The organism is Dactylosporangium roseum (assembly GCF_025264685.1).
GTDB classification, from domain to species: domain Bacteria; phylum Actinomycetota; class Actinomycetes; order Mycobacteriales; family Micromonosporaceae; genus Dactylosporangium; species Dactylosporangium roseum.
This window is the reverse complement of the sequence record NZ_CP073721.1, coordinates 1,858,802-1,874,400: the sequence shown is the minus strand read 5'-3', so window position 1 is coordinate 1,874,400 and position 15,599 is coordinate 1,858,802. Positions and strand designations below refer to the sequence as shown.

The following is a 15,599-nucleotide window of genomic DNA, read 5'->3' as shown; positions in this document are numbered from 1 at the left end:
GAGACCCACGGTTCGATCGCGCACGACTGAATCGCGCGCTACCGTTGCCGGGTGAGTGCGCTCCCGCTGGACCGGCAGGTCTGCTTCGCCCTGTGTTCGGCCATGCGTGCGGTCACCCCGGACGTGGTATGAGTGCCGGCGGTGTGAGCAGCGGGGTCAACCGGGTCTGGCAGCTCGCGGCCCGGCCGACCGGCTTCCCGTCGCCCGAGGACTTCCGGCTCGTCGAGGAGGCCGTCCCGGCGCCCGGCCCCGGGCAGGTCGTGGTCCGCAACGAGGTCATGTCGGTCGACCCGGCGATGCGCGGCCGGATGAACGACGTGCCGTCGTACGTGGCGCCCTTCCAGCTCGACCGGCCGCTCGACGGCGGCGCGGTCGGGACCGTCGTCGCGTCGGAGAGCCCGGACGTGCCGGTCGGCGCGAGCGTTCTGCACGGGCTCGGCTGGCGGGAGTACGCGGTGCTCGACGCCGGGCACACCCGGGTCGTGGACACGACGATCGCGCCCGCCTCCGCGTACCTCGGCGTGCTCGGCATGCCGGGCCTCACCGCCTACGCGGGGCTGCTCGACGTGGCGCACATGCGACCCGACGAGAACGTGTTCGTCTCCGGCGCGGCGGGGGCAGTCGGCTCACTCGCGGGGCAGATCGCCCGGCTGCGCGGCGCCCGGACGGTCATCGGCAGCGCCGGATCGCCGGAGAAGGTGCGGTACCTCGTCGACGATCTCGGCTTCGACGGCGCCTTCAACTACAAGGAGGGCCCGATCCGCACCCAGCTCAAGCAGCTCACCCCGGACGGCATCGACGTCTACTTCGACAACGTCGGCGGCGAGCAACTGGAGGCGGCACTGTTCCGGATGAACCTGCACGGGCGGGTTGCGGTCTGCGGCGCGATCTCGCAGTACAACAGCCCCGAGCCGTACGGCATCCGCAACCTCAGCCTGCTGATCAGCAAGCGGGTGAGCCTGCTCGGGTTCCTCGTCATGGACCACTGGGACCGGCGGCAGGCGTTCGTCGAGGAGATGAGCGGCTGGCTGCGGGAGGGCAAGGTCAAGGTGTCCGAGACGTTCGTCGACGGCATCGGCCACGCCGTCGACGCGTTCCTGGGCATGCTGCGCGGCGAGAACGTCGGCAAGATGATCGTCCGCCTGGCCGACCCGGGCGAACCGGTCTGAGGTGACGGACCGAGGTGACGGTCCGGCGCCCGTTTGGCAGGCTGGCGGGATGCGTACCGAGAGGCTCCTGCTCCGCCGGTGGACCGACGAGGACCGCACGCCGTTCGCGGCGATGAACGCGGATCCCGGGGTGATGCGGTACTTCCCGCGGACCCTGACCCGCGCTGAGAGCGATGCGCTCGTGGACCGGATCGAGCGGCAGTTCGACGAGTACGGCTACGGGCTGTGGGCCGTCTCCACGGCCGACGACCCGTTCATCGGGTTCGTCGGGCTGAGCTGGCAGCGGATCGACACACCGTGGGCTCCGGCGCTGGAGATCGGCTGGCGGCTGGCCCGGCGGGCCTGGGGCAAGGGATACGCGACCGAGGCGGCGGTCGCGGCCCGCGACTTCGCCTTCCGGCCCGCCGGCAGCGGTGTGGACGGCGGGCCGGGCGGCGCCGGGATGGACGAGATCGTGTCGATGACCACCGTCACCAACACGCCGTCACAGGCGGTGATGCGCCGGATCGGCATGACGTACGACCCCGCCGACGACTTCGTCCACCCGAGCCTCGACGCCGGCCACCCGCTGGCACCGCACGTGCTCTACCGCCTGCGCAGCCCGGCCTCGTAGCACACGGGTCGCCTACCGCCGGATCTCCAGGTGGAGCTGGAAGGCTACCTCGGTGTAGCGGATCGTCGGGGGTGCCAGCGCCTCCAGTTGCCGCTCCAGCACGACCTGTAGTTCACGGGGCGGAGCCTCGGGGCGGGCCATGATGCGGACCGAGACCGGGCGGGACGGCACCAGGCGGAACTCGAGCATCAGCTCCTCCGTCGCGTGCCGGACCCCGGTGAAGAGCCGGTGCACGACGAGCCGGGCACGGTCGACGAAGTCGCCCAGCTCGGCCGGGGTCGTCGAGCGGCGTAGCTGCTCCTCGCTCGTCAGCAGGACGATCCGGCCGCGGTCGTGCGGGTCCGGCGCGGCCACGCGGGGCGCGATCGCCGGGGTGGCGTCCTCGAGCCGGAACGCGAGCACGCCGACGGCACCGTCGGGCAGGCCGATCTCGACCGGGCGGCCGGCCTCGACGGCCTGGAGGAGCCGGGCGTGCATCGCGCCGGTGAGCAGGACCGCGAAGCCGTCCTCGACCTGCCGGGCGGTCGGCTCGACGCTGCCGCGGACGACGAGCAGGAAGTTGCAGCCGAGGCGCGCCGCGGGCTCGCCGCCGGGCGCGACGATCGCGGCCGGGCCCTGCTGGCCGGGCGCCCACACGTACGTCTTCGGGGTGCCGGCCAGGCCGGGGAGGTACGCGCAGGTGTCCGGCGCCTCCCGCATCGCCTCCGCCAGCGACGGCAGCTCGGCGGCGGGGACGGACAGCTCCAGCCGGTCGCCGTCGTGGACGACCCGCAGGAACGGCAGGTTGTAGGCGGGCGCCTGGGACAGCAGGGTCGCGGCGCGGAACCCGGCGTCGTCGACGACCGGCTCGCGGCCGGGACGGAACCACCACGGGTGCGGGTAGTAGCGCTCCTGCGCGCCGAGCAGCGACAGGACCCTCGCGTGCCCGAACCGCCGCACCACCGCCGTCTCGCCGTCGAGGAGCGGCAGCGCGATCAGCGGCGGACGGGCCAGATCCACAGTGGACTGGAGGTCGGCGGGTGCCTGCGCGTAGACGAAGCCGGTCACGCGGTGGTCGATGTCGAGGCCGGGCCGGCCGAAGACACTGACGTCGCCGGCGTCGACGAGCCGCCCCTCGGCGGCGAAGCCGTGCACGGTGCGAGCCATCGCCAGCGGATACCCGGGCGCGGGCGCGCCGGTCCGCGCTACGGCGAAGACCATCTCGCGCTGGCCGTACCGCTCCAGGCCCTCGGTCGTGTAGACCAGAGCGGGCAGCATGCCCGACGCCGTGCGGATCCCACCCTCGTCGATGGCGACCGACAGCTCACCGGGGATGAGGATCTCCCGGCCCACGGGTAACGCGGAGCCCACGGGGCCGATCATGCCATCCGACCGCAACGGTCGACGGTGCGTGTGGATGTGGCCGCGGAGCGCACCGGCGGTCTGGCCGCGACGCCGGCCCTGGGCGCGACGACAAGGGTATGCGGATGACGGCCGAGCCGCCGGCCGGATACGCCTGGTGGCACGCGTACGGGAAGCTCCGGCGGCGGCTGGTCTACGTCGGGTTCGTGGTCGTCACGCTGCTGCTGGCGCTGGCCGACTTCGCGGCGCCACCCACGGAGGGGTAGCTCCGGACCGCCGGAATCGCCGCGCCCTCAGGCATGTTCCCCACGGCCGGGGATAGAAGCGGAGCCAGGCACACCACGCCGTCAATGGGGGGCGCCTCGTGGAACACCTGTCCGCATCCCTGACCGGATCGCTTTCCGAGTCCCTTTCCGAGTCCCTTTCCGGGTTGCCGCTCCGAAGCCTTGTCGGAGCCCTGCCGCCGCTGTCGTTCCTGGCGGGGCCCGGCGTCCTCGCCGAGGCCGCGACGCCGGGGGACTTCGCCGCCGCCCGGACCCAGATGGGGTTCTCGCTCGGGTGGCACATCATCCTCGCCAGCTTCGGCGTCGCCATGCCCGCCATCACCCTGTTCATGGAGTGGCGCGGCCACCGCACCGGCGACCTCAACTACCGGCTCCTCGCCCGCCGGTGGGCGCGCGCCATGGGCGTGCTGTTCGCCGTGGGCGCCGTCTCCGGCACCATTCTCAGCTTCGAGATGGGCCTGCTCTGGCCCGGGCTCATGGGGACGTACGGCCAGGTCATCGGCCTGCCGTTCACCCTCGAAGGGTTCGCGTTCTTCGTCGAGGCGATCTTCCTCGGCATCTACCTCTACGGCTGGGACCGGCTCCCCCCGCGCGTACACATCTGGTCGGGCGTGCCCATCCTCATCGCCGGCATCGCCGGCACCTTCTTCGTCGTCAGCGCCAACGCCTGGATGAACCAGCCGCGGGGCTTCGACCTGGTCGACGGCAGGGTCGTCGGGGTCGACCCGTGGGCCGCCATGTTCAACCCGGCCACCGGGCCGCAGTCGGTGCACATGATGGTCGCCGCGTTCATGGTCACCGGCTTCTGCATCGCCTCCGTCTACGCGGTCGGCATGCTGCGCGGACGCACCGACCGGTACCACCGCCTGGGCTTCCTCGTCCCGTTCACCGTCGCCGCCGTCCTGACGCCGGTCCAGGTCGTGGTCGGCGACTGGGCCGCCCACTTCGTCGCCGAATTCCAGCCGATCAAGCTCGCCGCGATGGAAGGCGTCTTCGAGACCCGGCGCGGTGTGCCACTGCACCTCGGCGGCGTGGCCGTCGACGGCGAGCTGCGCTACGCGATCGAGATCCCCAACGCCCTGTCGCTGCTGGCGCACTGGAACCCCGACGCCGAGATCATCGGCCTCAACACCGTCCCGCCCGACCAGCGCCCGCCGGTCAACATCGTCCACTGGTCGTTCCAGCTCATGGTCGCCGCCGGGTTCGCGATGCTCGCCGTCGCCGTCCTGTTCGGGTTCATCTGGAGGTGGCGCCGCGACTGGCTCACCAACCGCTGGTTCCTGCGCGCCGCCGGACTCTGCGGCCCGGCCGCCGTCCTCGCCCTCGAGGCCGGCTGGATCACCACCGAGGTCGGCCGCCAGCCCTGGGTCGTCTACGGCATCCTGCGCACCCACGACGCCGTCAACACCGCACCCGGGCTGCGCGTCGGGCTCGCCGTCATCCTCATCGTCTACGCGCTGCTGACCGCCGCCACCGTCTTCGTGCTGCGGCGCCTGGCCCGCGACAAGCCCGTGCCGGTCGCACCGCAGGAGTCCGACGTCGAGACCTTCCCGGTGCCGTGACATGATCGCCGCCGACACCCTGCTCGCGGTGTTGTTCGCCGCCCTCACCGCCTATGCGCTCTTCGGCGGCGCCGACTTCGGTGCCGGGTTCTGGGACCTGTTCGCCGGCGGTGCCCGCTCCGGCTACCGGCAGCGCAAGCTCATCGAGCACGCGATCGGGCCGGTGTGGGAGGCCAACCACGTCTGGCTCATCTTCACGATCGTGCTGCTGTGGACCGGGTTCCCGGCCGTGTTCGCCGCGATCGCCTCGACCATGTACATCCCGCTCACCGGCGCCGCACTCGGCATCATCGGGCGCGGCGCCGGGTTCGCGTTCCGCAAGACGAGCGTCACACCGCGCCGGCAGGAGGTGTTCGGCGCGCTGTTCGCGTTCTCGTCGGTGGCGACGCCGTTCTTCTTCGGCGCCGTCGTGGGCGGCATCGCGTCCGGCCGGGTGCCGCCCTTCAGCGAGGGCCGCGGCCCCCTCCTCACCTCGTGGTGGAACCCGACCTCGGTCGCCACCGGCGTCCTCGCCGTCGGGGTGTGCGCCTACCTCGCCGCCGTGTTCCTCACCTTCGACGCGCAACGGGTGGACCCCGATCTGGTACCGGCGATGCGGCACCGGGCGCTCCGGGCCGGAGCCGCCGCCGGGGTCCTCGCCGCGGTCGGGCTGATCGTGGTCGCCCTGGACGCCGGCTGGCTCGCCGGGCGGCTCTTGCGACCCCTGCCGGCCGCGCTCGTCGTCGTGTCCGCCGTGGCCGGGCTCGCGTCGATCGCGCTGCTCGCGCGCGGCCGCTACATCGCCGTGCGCGTCACCGGCGGGCTCGCCGTCGCCGCCGTGTTGTGGGGATGGGCGGCGGCGCAGTACCCGTACCTGCTCCCGCCGTCGACCGCTGTGAGATCCGTCGCCGCCGCACCGACGGTGATGCGCGCCACGCTGTGGTCGGTGCTCGTCGGCGCCGCCATCCTCGCACCCTCGATGTGGTGGCTATTCCGGCTGTCCCAGACTCCAGCGCGGCCATCACCCGAATCCGCTGCTCAGTCCGGATCCGGACCACAGCTCGGGGGCGAGGGTTGACGAATGCTGCTAGTCTCCGCCAGAGCTATGGGTAACGTTCGGAACGTGCGGCGATGGCGCGTGGCGGTGACTGCCGTCGCGGCCTTCGGCATGGCCGCCGCCAGCGGCGGGCTCGTGTTGATCACCGGCCCCTCCCCCGCGCTCGCGGCACCCGCCGGCCTGGAGATCAAGGCCAGCCGCGAGGTGCAGGGCAAGCCCGGCGACAAGGCCTCGATCGGCTACGAGATCACCAACCGCACCAAGGAGGACATCCCCGAGAACACGGTCGTCGTCGCCCTCGCGGTGCCGGCGAACGCCCAGCTCGACCCGGCGGACTTCGAGGACATGGAGTGCGGCGCGATCAGCAACGGACGCGCGGTCAACTGCCGCCTGCCGAATGAGATCGCCAAGGGCAAGTCGGTCCGGGGCTCCTTCAAGATCGCGCTCAAGTCGGGCGGCAACGGCTCCGGCCGGATCGGTGTGCGGGGCGGCAACGCCGAGACCTTCGCCGTGAGGGTTGCGGGCGGCCCGTCGCCGACGAAGTCGGCGAGCAAGGCGTCGTCCTCCGCTACCGCCGAGCCGACGGACGCGGCCTCGGACGTCGTGATCGCACCGCCGGAGGCGGGCAACGGCGCGATCCCGCAGGCCGAGGATCCGCCGGCCGCCAAGACCGGCGACAGCGGCGGCCTGTCCTTCGGATTCTGGGTCGGCATCGTGGCGATCCTGGCGGCCCTGGGCCTCGTCGGGAGCCTCTTCTACTTCCGCCGCAAGGACCGCGAGGAGCCGGACACCGGCATGCATCCGGCGATGCCGGGACCTGCCGCGGGGCAGGCCTACGGGACGCCGACGCCGACCACGTACGGCTCGACGTACGGCAGGGGCCAGCACGCGCAGGACGACCCCGGCTTCGGCGCGCAGTCCGGTGCCACCACCGTCTTCCCGAGCCCGCCCGCCGGCGGGTCGACCTACGGCAGCCCGGCCCCGCAGCCACCGGTTCCGGGTGTGCCGCCGGCCGCACCGCACCGGCCGCCGGTGCCGCCGCCGGCAGGCCCGGGCGGCAGCGACCAGACGGTCATCTTCCGGCGGCCCGGCGACCTCTGAGCGGCGTCGGCGCCGCCCGCATGCCGCCGCGGCGCGGTGGCCGCGGATCGCCAACCGGGGTGGCCGCTCGGGCAGGCGACGGGCAGGATGGGGCGATGGCACCGCCCGATCAGCAACCCGCCCGGCAGGACCCGGCACGGCGGCACCGACCGCTCAGCACCGCCGGACTGGGCACGGCGCTGGTGTTCACCGCGAGCGGAACGCTGCTCGGGACCTGGGTGTCCCGCATCCCGGCCCTCGTCAAACAGCTCGACGTCACCGCCGGTGAGCTCGGGCGGGCACTGCTCGCGCTCGGGATCGGGTCGCTGCTGTCGATGCCGGTCACCGGGCACATCTGCCGGCGGGTCGGGAGCCGGACCTGGGTCGCGGTCACCGCGTTCGTCGCCGCCGTGGTGCTCGGCTGTGTCGGGCTGGTGGACAGCCTGGTGCAGCTCGGAGTGGTGCTCTTCGGGCTGGGACTCGTCTACGGGTCGTGGGACGTCTCCATGAACGTGCAGGGCAGCGCCGTCGACCGGCGGGCCGGGCGGGAGTGGATGCCGCGGTACCACGCGTGCTGGAGCCTCGGCTCGATCGCCGGTGCCGCGCTGGGCTCGCTCGCCGCCCGCAACGACGTGCCGATCGGGGTGCACTTCACGATCGCCGCCGTCGGGGCGGCCGTGGTCACGTACATCGGGCTGCTGGGGTACGTCGACGAGCGGGCCGACCACCGTGACCAGGGCGGCCCCGGCCGGCCCCGGGCCGATGAACAGGCTGGTGAACAGGCCGGCCAGCGGCGCCGGAAGCGGGTGACCAGGAATCCGGCGCTGCTGCTCATCGGGGCGCTCACGCTGTGCGCGACCGCCATCGAAGGGGCCGCCGCCGACTGGCTCGCGCTGTACCTCGACACCGGCCGCGGCCTGTCGGAGGCGTCGGCGGCGCTGGGCTTCACCGTGTTCGCCACGGCGATGACCGTCGGGCGGTTCCTCGGCACCCCGCTGGCCGGCTGGCTGGGGAGGGCGTCCGCGGTGCGGATCGGAGGGTTTCTCGGCGTTGCCGGGGTGCTGATGACGGTGCTGTCGCCGTGGGTGCCGCTCACGTACGCCGGGGCGCTGCTGTGGGGCGCCGGCGTGTGCCTGGTGTTCCCGGCGGCGGTGAGCGCGGCCGGCGAGACGGACCGGCCGGCCGAGTCGATCGCGCTGGTGACGAGCATCGGCTACGGCTCGATCCTGGTCGGGCCGCCGCTGATCGGTGCGCTCGCCGACGTGGTCGGGATGGGCAACGCGCTGCTCACGCTCGCCGGGCTGGCGGCGGTCGTCGCGATCCTGGCCCCCGCGGTCCGGCAGCGCCCGGCGGCCTGCGCCGGCGGGACGTTTGACGGCGGTCAGTCGGAGAGCGCGTCCATCGCCCGGTAGATGCGCACGTCGGAGACCGGGTATGCGGTGCCGAGCGCCTGGGCGAACAGGCCCACCCGCAGTTCCTCGATCATCCAGCGGATCTCGCGCAGCTTCGGCGACATCGTCATGCCGGCCGCCAGCTCGTCGTACTCCCGCCGCACCTCCTGCACGGTGAGCATCCGGTCCCGGTCGCGGGCCGGGTCGGTCGGCACCTTGTCGAGGCGCCGTTCGATGCCGCGCAGGTAGCGCTCCAGGTCCGGCAGGCGCTGCCAGCCGGTGTCGGTGACGAACCCGCGGTACACCAGCTTCGCCAACTGCTGGCGCATGTCGGTCAGCGCCGGTAGCAGCAGCGGGTTCTTGGTGCGGGCGAGGCGCTGCTCCACGTCGTACGCGGCGGCCAGGATCTTCCGCACGCTGCCGACGACGTCGAGCGTCAGATCGACCAGGTCGGCCCGGACGCGGTCACGCAGCGCCGTGAACCCCGCCGCGTCCCACGCCGGTCCGCCGGCGTCGCTCATGAGCTGGTCGACGGCGCACGCGGCGCAGTCATCGAGCAGGTCGACGGCATTGCGGTGCGGGTTGCGGCTCAGCGCCAGCTTCGCCTCGTTGGAGAGCCGGCCCTGGACGAACTTCGCCGCCGGGGGCAGGGTCAGCAACAGCAGGCGGCGGGTCCCGGCCCACATCTCGAGCTGCTGGCGGGCGGGCAGGTCGAACGCCTTGATCGCGACCGAGGTGCCCTCGTCGACGAGTGCCGGATACACCGTCAGCGTGTGCCCGGCCACCTTCCGGGACAGGGTCCGCGGCAACTCGCCGAAGTCCCAGGAGGTCAGGCCGCTGCGGGTCACGTCGACGGCCGCCTCGGCGACGGTCTCCTCGACCTTCGGGGCCAGCCGGGCCCGCAGGTCCTCGAGGTTCTTGCCCTCCGCGAGCACGGCACCGGCGTCGTCGACGATCCGGAACGTCATCTTCAGGTGTTCCGGGACGCGGCTCCAGTCCCACGCCGCACGCGGCACCGTGACACCGGTCAGGCGGCGCAGCTCCCGCTCCAGCGCCTCCAGCAGGTGCCCCTCGCGGACCGGCATGCCGGCCAGCACGTCACGAGCGGTGTCCGGGGCGGGGACGAAGTTGCGGCGCAGCGCCTTCGGCAGCGACTTGATGAGCGACGTCACCAGCTCCTCGCGCAGGCCCGGGACCTGCCAGCTCAGGTCGGCGTCCCGCACCCGGGCCAGCACCGGCAGCCCGATGTGGACGGTGACGCCGTCCGCGTCGGTGCCCGGCTCGAACTGGTACGTCAACCGGAACCGCTGCCCGTCCTGCTCCCAGGCGTCCGGGTACTGCTCCTGCCGTACCGCGTCGGCGCCCGCGTTCACGAGCATCGCCGGGTCGAAGGTCAGCAGGTCCGGCTGGTCGCGGCGGGTCTGCTTCCACCAACTGTCGAAGTGCCGGCCGGAGACGACCTCCGGCGCGATCCGCTGGTCGTAGAACTCGAACAGCGTCTCGTCATCGACCAGGATGTCCCGGCGGCGGGCCCGGTTCTCCAGCTCCTCGACCTCGTCGAGGAGTCGCCGGTTCTCGGCGAAGAACGCGTGCTGGGTCTCCCAGTCGCCCTCGACGAGCGCGTGCCGGATGAACAGCTCCCGGGACAGCACCGGGTCGATCCGGCCGTAGTTGACCTTCCGCGAGGAGACGATCGGCACGCCGTACAGCGTCACCTTCTCCATCGCCATGACCGCGGCGGCCTTCTTCTCCCAGTGCGGCTCGCTGTAGTTGCGCTTCACCAGGTGCTCGGCCAGCGGCTCGATCCACTCCGGCTCGATCCGGGCCGCGACCCGCGCCCACAGCCGGGTCGTCTCCACCAGCTCCGCGGCCATCACCCAGCGGGGCGTCTTGCGGAACAGCGCCGAGCCGGGGAACACCGCGAACCGCGCCCCGCGCGCGCCGAGGTACTCGTTCTTCTCGGCGTCCTTGAGCCCGACGTGCGACAACAGGCCCGACAGCAGCGAGACGTGGATCTGGTACGGCGAAGCCGGCTCCTCGTTCACCGCCACGTCCATGGTCCGCAACACCGAGCGAAGCTGGCCGAAGATGTCCTGCCACTCGCGGACCCGCAGGTAGTTGAGGAACTCGGCCCGGCACAGCTTGCGGAACTGGTTGCTGGACAGCTCCTGCTGTTTCTCCCGCAGGTAGTTCCACAGGTTCAGGTAGCCGACGAAGTCGGAGTCCTTGTCGGCGAAGCGGGCGTGCGACTGCTGCGCCTGGGCCTGCTTGTCCGCCGGGCGCTCCCGCGGATCCTGGATCGACAGCGCCGCCGTGATGACCATGACCTCGCGGACACAGCCGTTGCGCTCCGCCTCCAGCACCATGCGGGCCAGCCGCGGGTCGACCGGCAGTTGCGACAGCCGCCGGCCCAGCGGGGTCAGGCGCCGGCCGTCCGCACCGCCGCCGCCCTCCAGCGCGCCCAGCTCTTCGAGCAGTTGCACGCCGGCGGTGACGTTGCGGCGGTCCGGCGGGTCGATGAACGGGAACGCGGCCAGGTCGCCGAGGCCCAACGAGATCATCTGCAGGATGACCGAGGCCAGGTTCGTGCGGAGAATCTCCGGGTCGGTGAACTCCGGGCGGGCCTCGAAGTCCTCTTCGCTGTAGAGGCGGATGCAGATGCCGTCGGAGGTGCGCCCGCAGCGGCCCTTCCGCTGGTTCGCCGACGCCTGCGAGATCGGCTCGATCGGCAGCCGCTGCACCTTCAGGCGGTGGCTGTACCGCGAGATCCGCGCCGTGCCGGGATCGACCACGTACTTGATGCCCGGAACCGTCAGCGACGTCTCCGCCACGTTCGTGGCCAGCACGATCCGGCGCCCGGCGTGCGGCTGGAAGACCCGGTGCTGCTCGGCGAACGACAGCCGCGCGAACAGCGGCAGGATCTCGGTGTTGGGCAGGTCGAGGCGGGCCAGGGCGTCGGCGGTGTCGCGGATCTCCCGCTCACCGCTGAGGAACACCAGAACGTCGCCCGGCCCCTCGGCCTGCAACTCCTGGACGGCGTCGCAGATGGCGTCGAACTGGTCGACGTCGTCCTCGCCGTCCCCGATGCCTTTGTCGGGCGCCTCGATCGGCCGGTACCGGACCTCCACCGGATACGTGCGGCCGGACACCTCCACGATCGGGGCGTCGCCGAAGTGGCGGGAGAACCGCTCGGGGTCGATCGTCGCCGAGGTGATAATGATCTTGAGATCGGGGCGGCGCGGCAGCAACTGCTTGAGGTACCCGAGGATGAAGTCGATGTTGAGGCTGCGCTCGTGCGCCTCGTCGATGATCAGGGTGTCGTACTGGCGGAGCAGCCGATCCTGCTGCATCTCGGCGAGCAGGATGCCGTCCGTCATCACCTTGATCATCGTCTGGTCGCCGGACTGGTCCGAGAACCGCACCTTGAACCCGACGGTCTCACCCAGTTGGGTGCCCAGTTCCTCGGCGACCCGCTCCGCGACGGTACGGGCGGCGATCCGGCGCGGCTGCGTGTGGCCGATCTGCCCCGTCACGCCCCGCCCCAGCTCCAGGCAGATCTTCGGAAGCTGCGTCGTCTTGCCCGAGCCGGTCTCGCCCGCGACGATCACGACCTGGTGGTCCCGGATCGCCGCCAGGATCTCGTCCTTGCGCTGGCTGACCGGCAGCGGCTCGGGATAGCTCACCTCGGGCACGGCGGCCCGGCGGGCGGCGACCCGCTGCTCGGCCCGCTCCACGTCGGCACGGATCGCCTCGGCGATGGCCTGCACGTGGTGCGACTTCTTCGCCCCGTCGATCCGCCGGCGCAGCCGGTGCTGGTCCAGCGGCATCAGGCCGGCCAGCCGGGCCCGCAGCTCGCTCAACGTGCGGGAGTGGGCGGCCGCGTCGGCCTGGCTCAGAGCGCCCGGTTGACCCGGTGCGCCGGTCTGACCCCGTCCGCGGCCGGCCTGGCCGCGCGCGCCCGGGTGACCGGATGTGGTGGAGTGGCCGCTGGAATGGCCGGAACCGCCGGCGCGACCGTGCGCACCGGGCTTGTCCGCCGTGCCGGACTGGCTCCGCGCGGCGGCCTTGTTCGGCCTACCGGGGCGGCTCGGGCCGGTGTGTCGGGGCACCTCAGACATAACGCTCGCAAGGATAGGCACGTATCGCCACGATTGCCCGGTGATTTTGCCAGCCGCCCGTCGGGGCGGCTCGTCGCGGCGGCACTCCTGCCACTAACGTCACACCCATGCCCTCTCCGTCAACGGCCCGTCCGGCTGGACCCCCGCCGGCCCGGCCACGGCCGCCGAAGGCGCTCGAGCTGGCCACCGCCGACGAGGACGACCTGCGGGACGAGGCGACCTACGTCGCACTCGGCTACTACGACATCGACCTGAGCGGCCGCTGCGCCAAGGGCGCCGAGTTCGACCAGTGCCGGTTCAACCGCGCCGATCTCAGCGGCACCTCCCTCGTCAAGGTCTCGCTCACCGACTGTCTCATCGAGAACACCAACCTTGCCAACCTCCGCGGCGACCAGTCGTCCCTCGTCCGGGTCGCGGTGCGCGGATCGCGGCTCACCGGGCTGCAGTGGATCGACGGCCATCTCCGGGACGTGACGCTGCTCGACTCCCGCGCCGACCTGGCCGTCTTCCGGTCCGCCCGGTTCCGGGCCGTACAGTTCGACGACTGCAACCTGGCCGGGGCGGACTTCTCCGGCGCGGACCTGACCGGCGCGAGCTTCAGCCGCTGCGACCTCAGCGGCGCCCAGTTCTCCGGCGCGAAGATGACCGGCACCCGGCTCGTCGGCTGCACGCTCGCCGGCATCGGCGGCGTGACCAGCTTCGCCGGCGCGAGCATCTCGACCGGCGATCTGATCGCGCTGTCCCGCACCCTCGCCACGGCGCTGGACATCACCGTCGAAGACGCCTGACCCCAGCCCTGGACCACCCGCTGCCCTGAGGCACCTTGCGGCATGGCGACCGGTGACGCCTGCCCGCCGTAGCGCTGCCCTCTGCGGTCTTCCGCGACCGGTGAGTAACAGCCCGGCGATGAAGATCGCTCCTTCCCTGAACCGAAGCAAGCAGCGTGATCGCCGGTGAACCGGCTGGAGAGGGAAGAACCATGGCTCGGCGCGTAATCCACACCCTCGTCGACGACCTGGACGGCGGACCGGCGGACGAGAGCCTGACCTTCGAACTCGACGGCATCCGGTACGAGATCGACCTGTCGACGACGAACGCACACCTGCTCCGCGAGTCGCTGGAACCGTACGTCACCGTCGCCCGCAAGGTAGGCCGCGGCGGCGTCGTGGGAACCAGCCGGGGCCGCTCATACCTGCCGGAGCGCGATTCCAGGCGCGTCAGCCGGGAACGCAACCGCGCGATCCGCGAATGGGGGCAGCGCCGCGGCCTCGACGTCGCCGACCGCGGCCGGATGAGCCGCGAGCTGGTCAGCCAATTCGAAGCCGAGCGCCGCGAACAGCAGGCCGATCGCGACGACTCGTGACCGCCCCGCGCGGCCCGAACAACCGCCGCGGCGCGACCACTACCGGGGCCAGCCGAGGCCCTGCGCCACCCGGCTGCCGGTACGACGCGCCGTCACCTCGATCTCGATCCGCATCCGCGGGTCCGACAGGCCGCAGACCTGCATCGTCGCCGCCGGCCGCACGTCGCCGAGCCAGCGGCGCAGCACCGGCCAGCAGGGCTCGAAGTCGGCGGCGTCGGGCAGGAGGTATCGCACCCGGACGACGTCATCGACGCTCGCCCCCGCCTCCCGCAGGGCCGCGTCGATGTTCCGCCAGCACTGTTCGGCCTGCTCCACCACGTCATCCGCGATCGTCATCGCGCCGTAGTCGAAGCCGGTCGTACCCGAGACGTGCACCCAGTCGTCGTCGACGACCGCCCGCGAGTACCCGATCTCCTTCTCGAACGTCGATCCGCTCGAGATCAACCGCCGCTTATCCATGCCTCAGAGGCTAGTGCTTCCGCCGACCAACGTTCGCCGGCTTGTCGCGCGTCGATCTTGCAGTTGTGGTGCCTGACAAACCGGGCATTCAGGGAGCGTCTCGGCACCACGACTGCAAGATCGACGCGCAAAGGGGGGTGGACAGTGGTGTAGGCGAGCCTGGCATCCTGGTCGGCGTGGGGTCGACGGTGTGGGGGAGCGGGAGCCGGAACGAGCGGCCCCGCGTGCGGTTCAGCCGGGAGGAGCTGCTCACGGCCGCCGACAAGCTGCTCCCCGACGTCATCGCCCCCAACCTCGACGTACTGCTGTGCGGCATCAACCCCGGCCTGTGGTCCGCGGCCACGGGCCACCACTTCGCCCGCCCCGGCAACCGGTTCTGGGCCGCCCTGCGGCTCGGCGGCTTCACACCCCGGCAGCTCCGCCCGGACGAGCAGGAGCTACTCCTCGGGTACGGGCTGGGCATCACCAACCTGGCGGCCCGCGCGACCGCCCGCGCCGACGAGCTGACCCGCGAGGAGCTGACCGCGGGCGGCCGGATCCTCCGCGACAAGGTCGCCCGGTTCACCCCGCGCTGGCTGGCGGTACTGGGCGTGACCGCGTTCCGGACCGCGTTCACCGCGCGGCACGTGCGGGTCGGGCCGCAGGAGCGGGAGCTCGCCGGCACCCGGCTGTGGATTCTGCCCAACCCGAGCGGCCTCAACGCCCACTACCAGCTCGACCAGCTCGCCGAAGAATTCGCCCGACTCCGCGAGGCGATCGAGGTCCCGGCGTAGTACGCCCACCGGTGGCCCGCAGAAGGTCCTGGTGACCTTCGTGACGGCCCGACGCATCATCGTGTGATCCGCGATGAGGGCACCGTCTGGACCATCGCCGGCGCCCGTGAAGCCGGCATGAACGAGCGCCGGATGTGGAGGAAGCGCGGGTTCCGGCGCAATCGGCCGCCATGCCCCTCGACCCCATGATCATGGGAAAGATGTGGCTACCCCGACAGCCACATCTTTCCCATGATCAAGCAGTCGCCCGGCCCGGAACGCGCCGCCCGGTCCAGCCGCGACCGCGAGCGACAGACACCCACCCGCACGACCGTGCGTCACCGTCCCCGCGCACAACACCGGGGTTGACGGACGACCGCACGGCTGAACTACGGATCGTCCACCCTGATGCGATCCGCGACGTTAATTCA

Annotated in this window: 13 protein-coding genes; 10 read left to right on the top strand and 3 right to left on the bottom strand. The window is 72.1% G+C overall.

Annotated features, from left to right (window positions below; translation table 11 throughout):
• Positions 1 to 143 precede the first annotated feature (143 nt).
• Both Drose_RS09430 and Drose_RS09425 read left to right on the top strand, forming a co-directional pair.
• Positions 144 to 1,169, top strand: a complete 1,026-nt coding sequence (locus Drose_RS09430; RefSeq protein WP_390891427.1) for an NADP-dependent oxidoreductase — start codon at positions 144 to 146, stop codon at positions 1,167 to 1,169.
• A 49-nt stretch (positions 1,170 to 1,218) separates the two neighbouring features.
• Positions 1,219 to 1,782 carry a GNAT family N-acetyltransferase gene (locus Drose_RS09425; protein WP_260727789.1) on the top strand — a complete coding sequence of 188 codons (564 nt, stop codon included), beginning with the start codon at positions 1,219 to 1,221 and terminating at the stop codon, positions 1,780 to 1,782.
• A 12-nt stretch (positions 1,783 to 1,794) separates the two neighbouring features.
• Here the strand turns inward: Drose_RS09425 and Drose_RS09420 are convergent, their stop codons facing one another.
• Positions 1,795 to 3,132 (bottom strand): hypothetical protein, encoded by a 1,338-nt coding sequence (locus tag Drose_RS09420; protein ID WP_260727788.1) that lies wholly within the window; start codon positions 3,130 to 3,132, stop codon positions 1,795 to 1,797.
• A 116-nt stretch (positions 3,133 to 3,248) separates the two neighbouring features.
• Here Drose_RS09420 and Drose_RS09415 point away from each other — a divergent pair, with 116 nt between their 5' ends.
• From Drose_RS09415 to Drose_RS09395, 5 genes are all read left to right on the top strand, one after another.
• Positions 3,249 to 3,389 (top strand): hypothetical protein, encoded by a 141-nt coding sequence (locus Drose_RS09415; protein ID WP_260727787.1) that lies wholly within the window; start codon positions 3,249 to 3,251, stop codon positions 3,387 to 3,389.
• 164 nt (positions 3,390 to 3,553) lie between these two features.
• A complete protein-coding gene (locus tag Drose_RS09410; protein WP_260727786.1) occupies positions 3,554 to 4,969 on the top strand; it encodes a cytochrome ubiquinol oxidase subunit I in 1,416 nt (471 codons plus the stop codon).
• A gap of 1 nt (position 4,970) precedes the next feature.
• A complete protein-coding gene (locus tag Drose_RS09405; protein WP_260727785.1) occupies positions 4,971 to 6,026 on the top strand; it encodes a cytochrome d ubiquinol oxidase subunit II in 1,056 nt (351 codons plus the stop codon).
• Positions 6,027 to 6,071: 45 nt separating this feature from the next.
• Positions 6,072 to 7,106 (top strand): hypothetical protein, encoded by a 1,035-nt coding sequence (locus Drose_RS09400; protein ID WP_260727784.1) that lies wholly within the window; start codon positions 6,072 to 6,074, stop codon positions 7,104 to 7,106.
• 95 nt (positions 7,107 to 7,201) lie between these two features.
• Positions 7,202 to 8,497 (top strand): MFS transporter, encoded by a 1,296-nt coding sequence (locus Drose_RS09395; RefSeq protein WP_260727783.1) that lies wholly within the window; start codon positions 7,202 to 7,204, stop codon positions 8,495 to 8,497.
• Here Drose_RS09395 and hrpA read toward each other — a convergent pair.
• Positions 8,467 to 12,372 carry an ATP-dependent RNA helicase HrpA gene (hrpA, locus tag Drose_RS09390; RefSeq protein ID WP_390891426.1) on the bottom strand — a complete coding sequence of 1,302 codons (3,906 nt, stop codon included), beginning with the start codon at positions 12,370 to 12,372 and terminating at the stop codon, positions 8,467 to 8,469. The two genes, Drose_RS09395 and hrpA, sit on opposite strands and share 31 nt — an antisense overlap.
• Positions 12,373 to 12,701: 329 nt before the next feature.
• On the opposite strand from hrpA, the gene Drose_RS09385 reads away from it, so the two are divergent.
• Together Drose_RS09385 and Drose_RS09380 are read left to right on the top strand one after the other, a co-directional pair.
• Complete coding sequence (locus tag Drose_RS09385) at positions 12,702 to 13,382, top strand: pentapeptide repeat-containing protein (protein WP_260727781.1); 681 nt, start codon at positions 12,702 to 12,704, stop codon at positions 13,380 to 13,382.
• Positions 13,383 to 13,573: 191 nt separating this feature from the next.
• On the top strand, positions 13,574 to 13,957 hold the full coding sequence (locus Drose_RS09380) for a histone-like nucleoid-structuring protein Lsr2 (protein ID WP_260727780.1): 384 nt from the start codon (positions 13,574 to 13,576) through the stop codon (positions 13,955 to 13,957).
• A gap of 39 nt (positions 13,958 to 13,996) precedes the next feature.
• Here Drose_RS09380 and Drose_RS09375 read toward each other — a convergent pair whose 3' ends face one another.
• Positions 13,997 to 14,416, bottom strand: coding sequence for a RidA family protein (locus Drose_RS09375; protein WP_260727779.1), 420 nt, complete (start codon positions 14,414 to 14,416; stop codon positions 13,997 to 13,999).
• Positions 14,417 to 14,592: 176 nt separating this feature from the next.
• On the opposite strand from Drose_RS09375, the gene mug reads away from it, so the two are divergent.
• Positions 14,593 to 15,189, top strand: coding sequence for a G/U mismatch-specific DNA glycosylase (gene mug, locus Drose_RS09370; RefSeq protein ID WP_260727778.1), 597 nt, complete (start codon positions 14,593 to 14,595; stop codon positions 15,187 to 15,189).
• Positions 15,190 to 15,599 lie beyond the last annotated feature (410 nt).

Bases quoted from the DNA above. Each gene is read 5' to 3' on its own strand.
- Drose_RS09375 (WP_260727779.1), bottom strand. From the start codon at position 14,416: ATGGATAAGCGGCGGTTGATCTCGAGCGGATCGACGTTCGAGAAGGAG.
- Drose_RS09385 (WP_260727781.1), top strand. From the start codon at position 12,702: ATGCCCTCTCCGTCAACGGCCCGTCCGGCTGGACCCCCGCCGGCCCGG.
- Drose_RS09405 (WP_260727785.1), top strand. From the start codon at position 4,971: ATGATCGCCGCCGACACCCTGCTCGCGGTGTTGTTCGCCGCCCTCACC.
- Drose_RS09425 (WP_260727789.1), top strand. From the start codon at position 1,219: ATGCGTACCGAGAGGCTCCTGCTCCGCCGGTGGACCGACGAGGACCGC.
- Drose_RS09380 (WP_260727780.1), top strand. From the start codon at position 13,574: ATGGCTCGGCGCGTAATCCACACCCTCGTCGACGACCTGGACGGCGGA.
- Drose_RS09415 (WP_260727787.1), top strand. From the start codon at position 3,249: ATGACGGCCGAGCCGCCGGCCGGATACGCCTGGTGGCACGCGTACGGG.
- Drose_RS09395 (WP_260727783.1), top strand. From the start codon at position 7,202: ATGGCACCGCCCGATCAGCAACCCGCCCGGCAGGACCCGGCACGGCGG.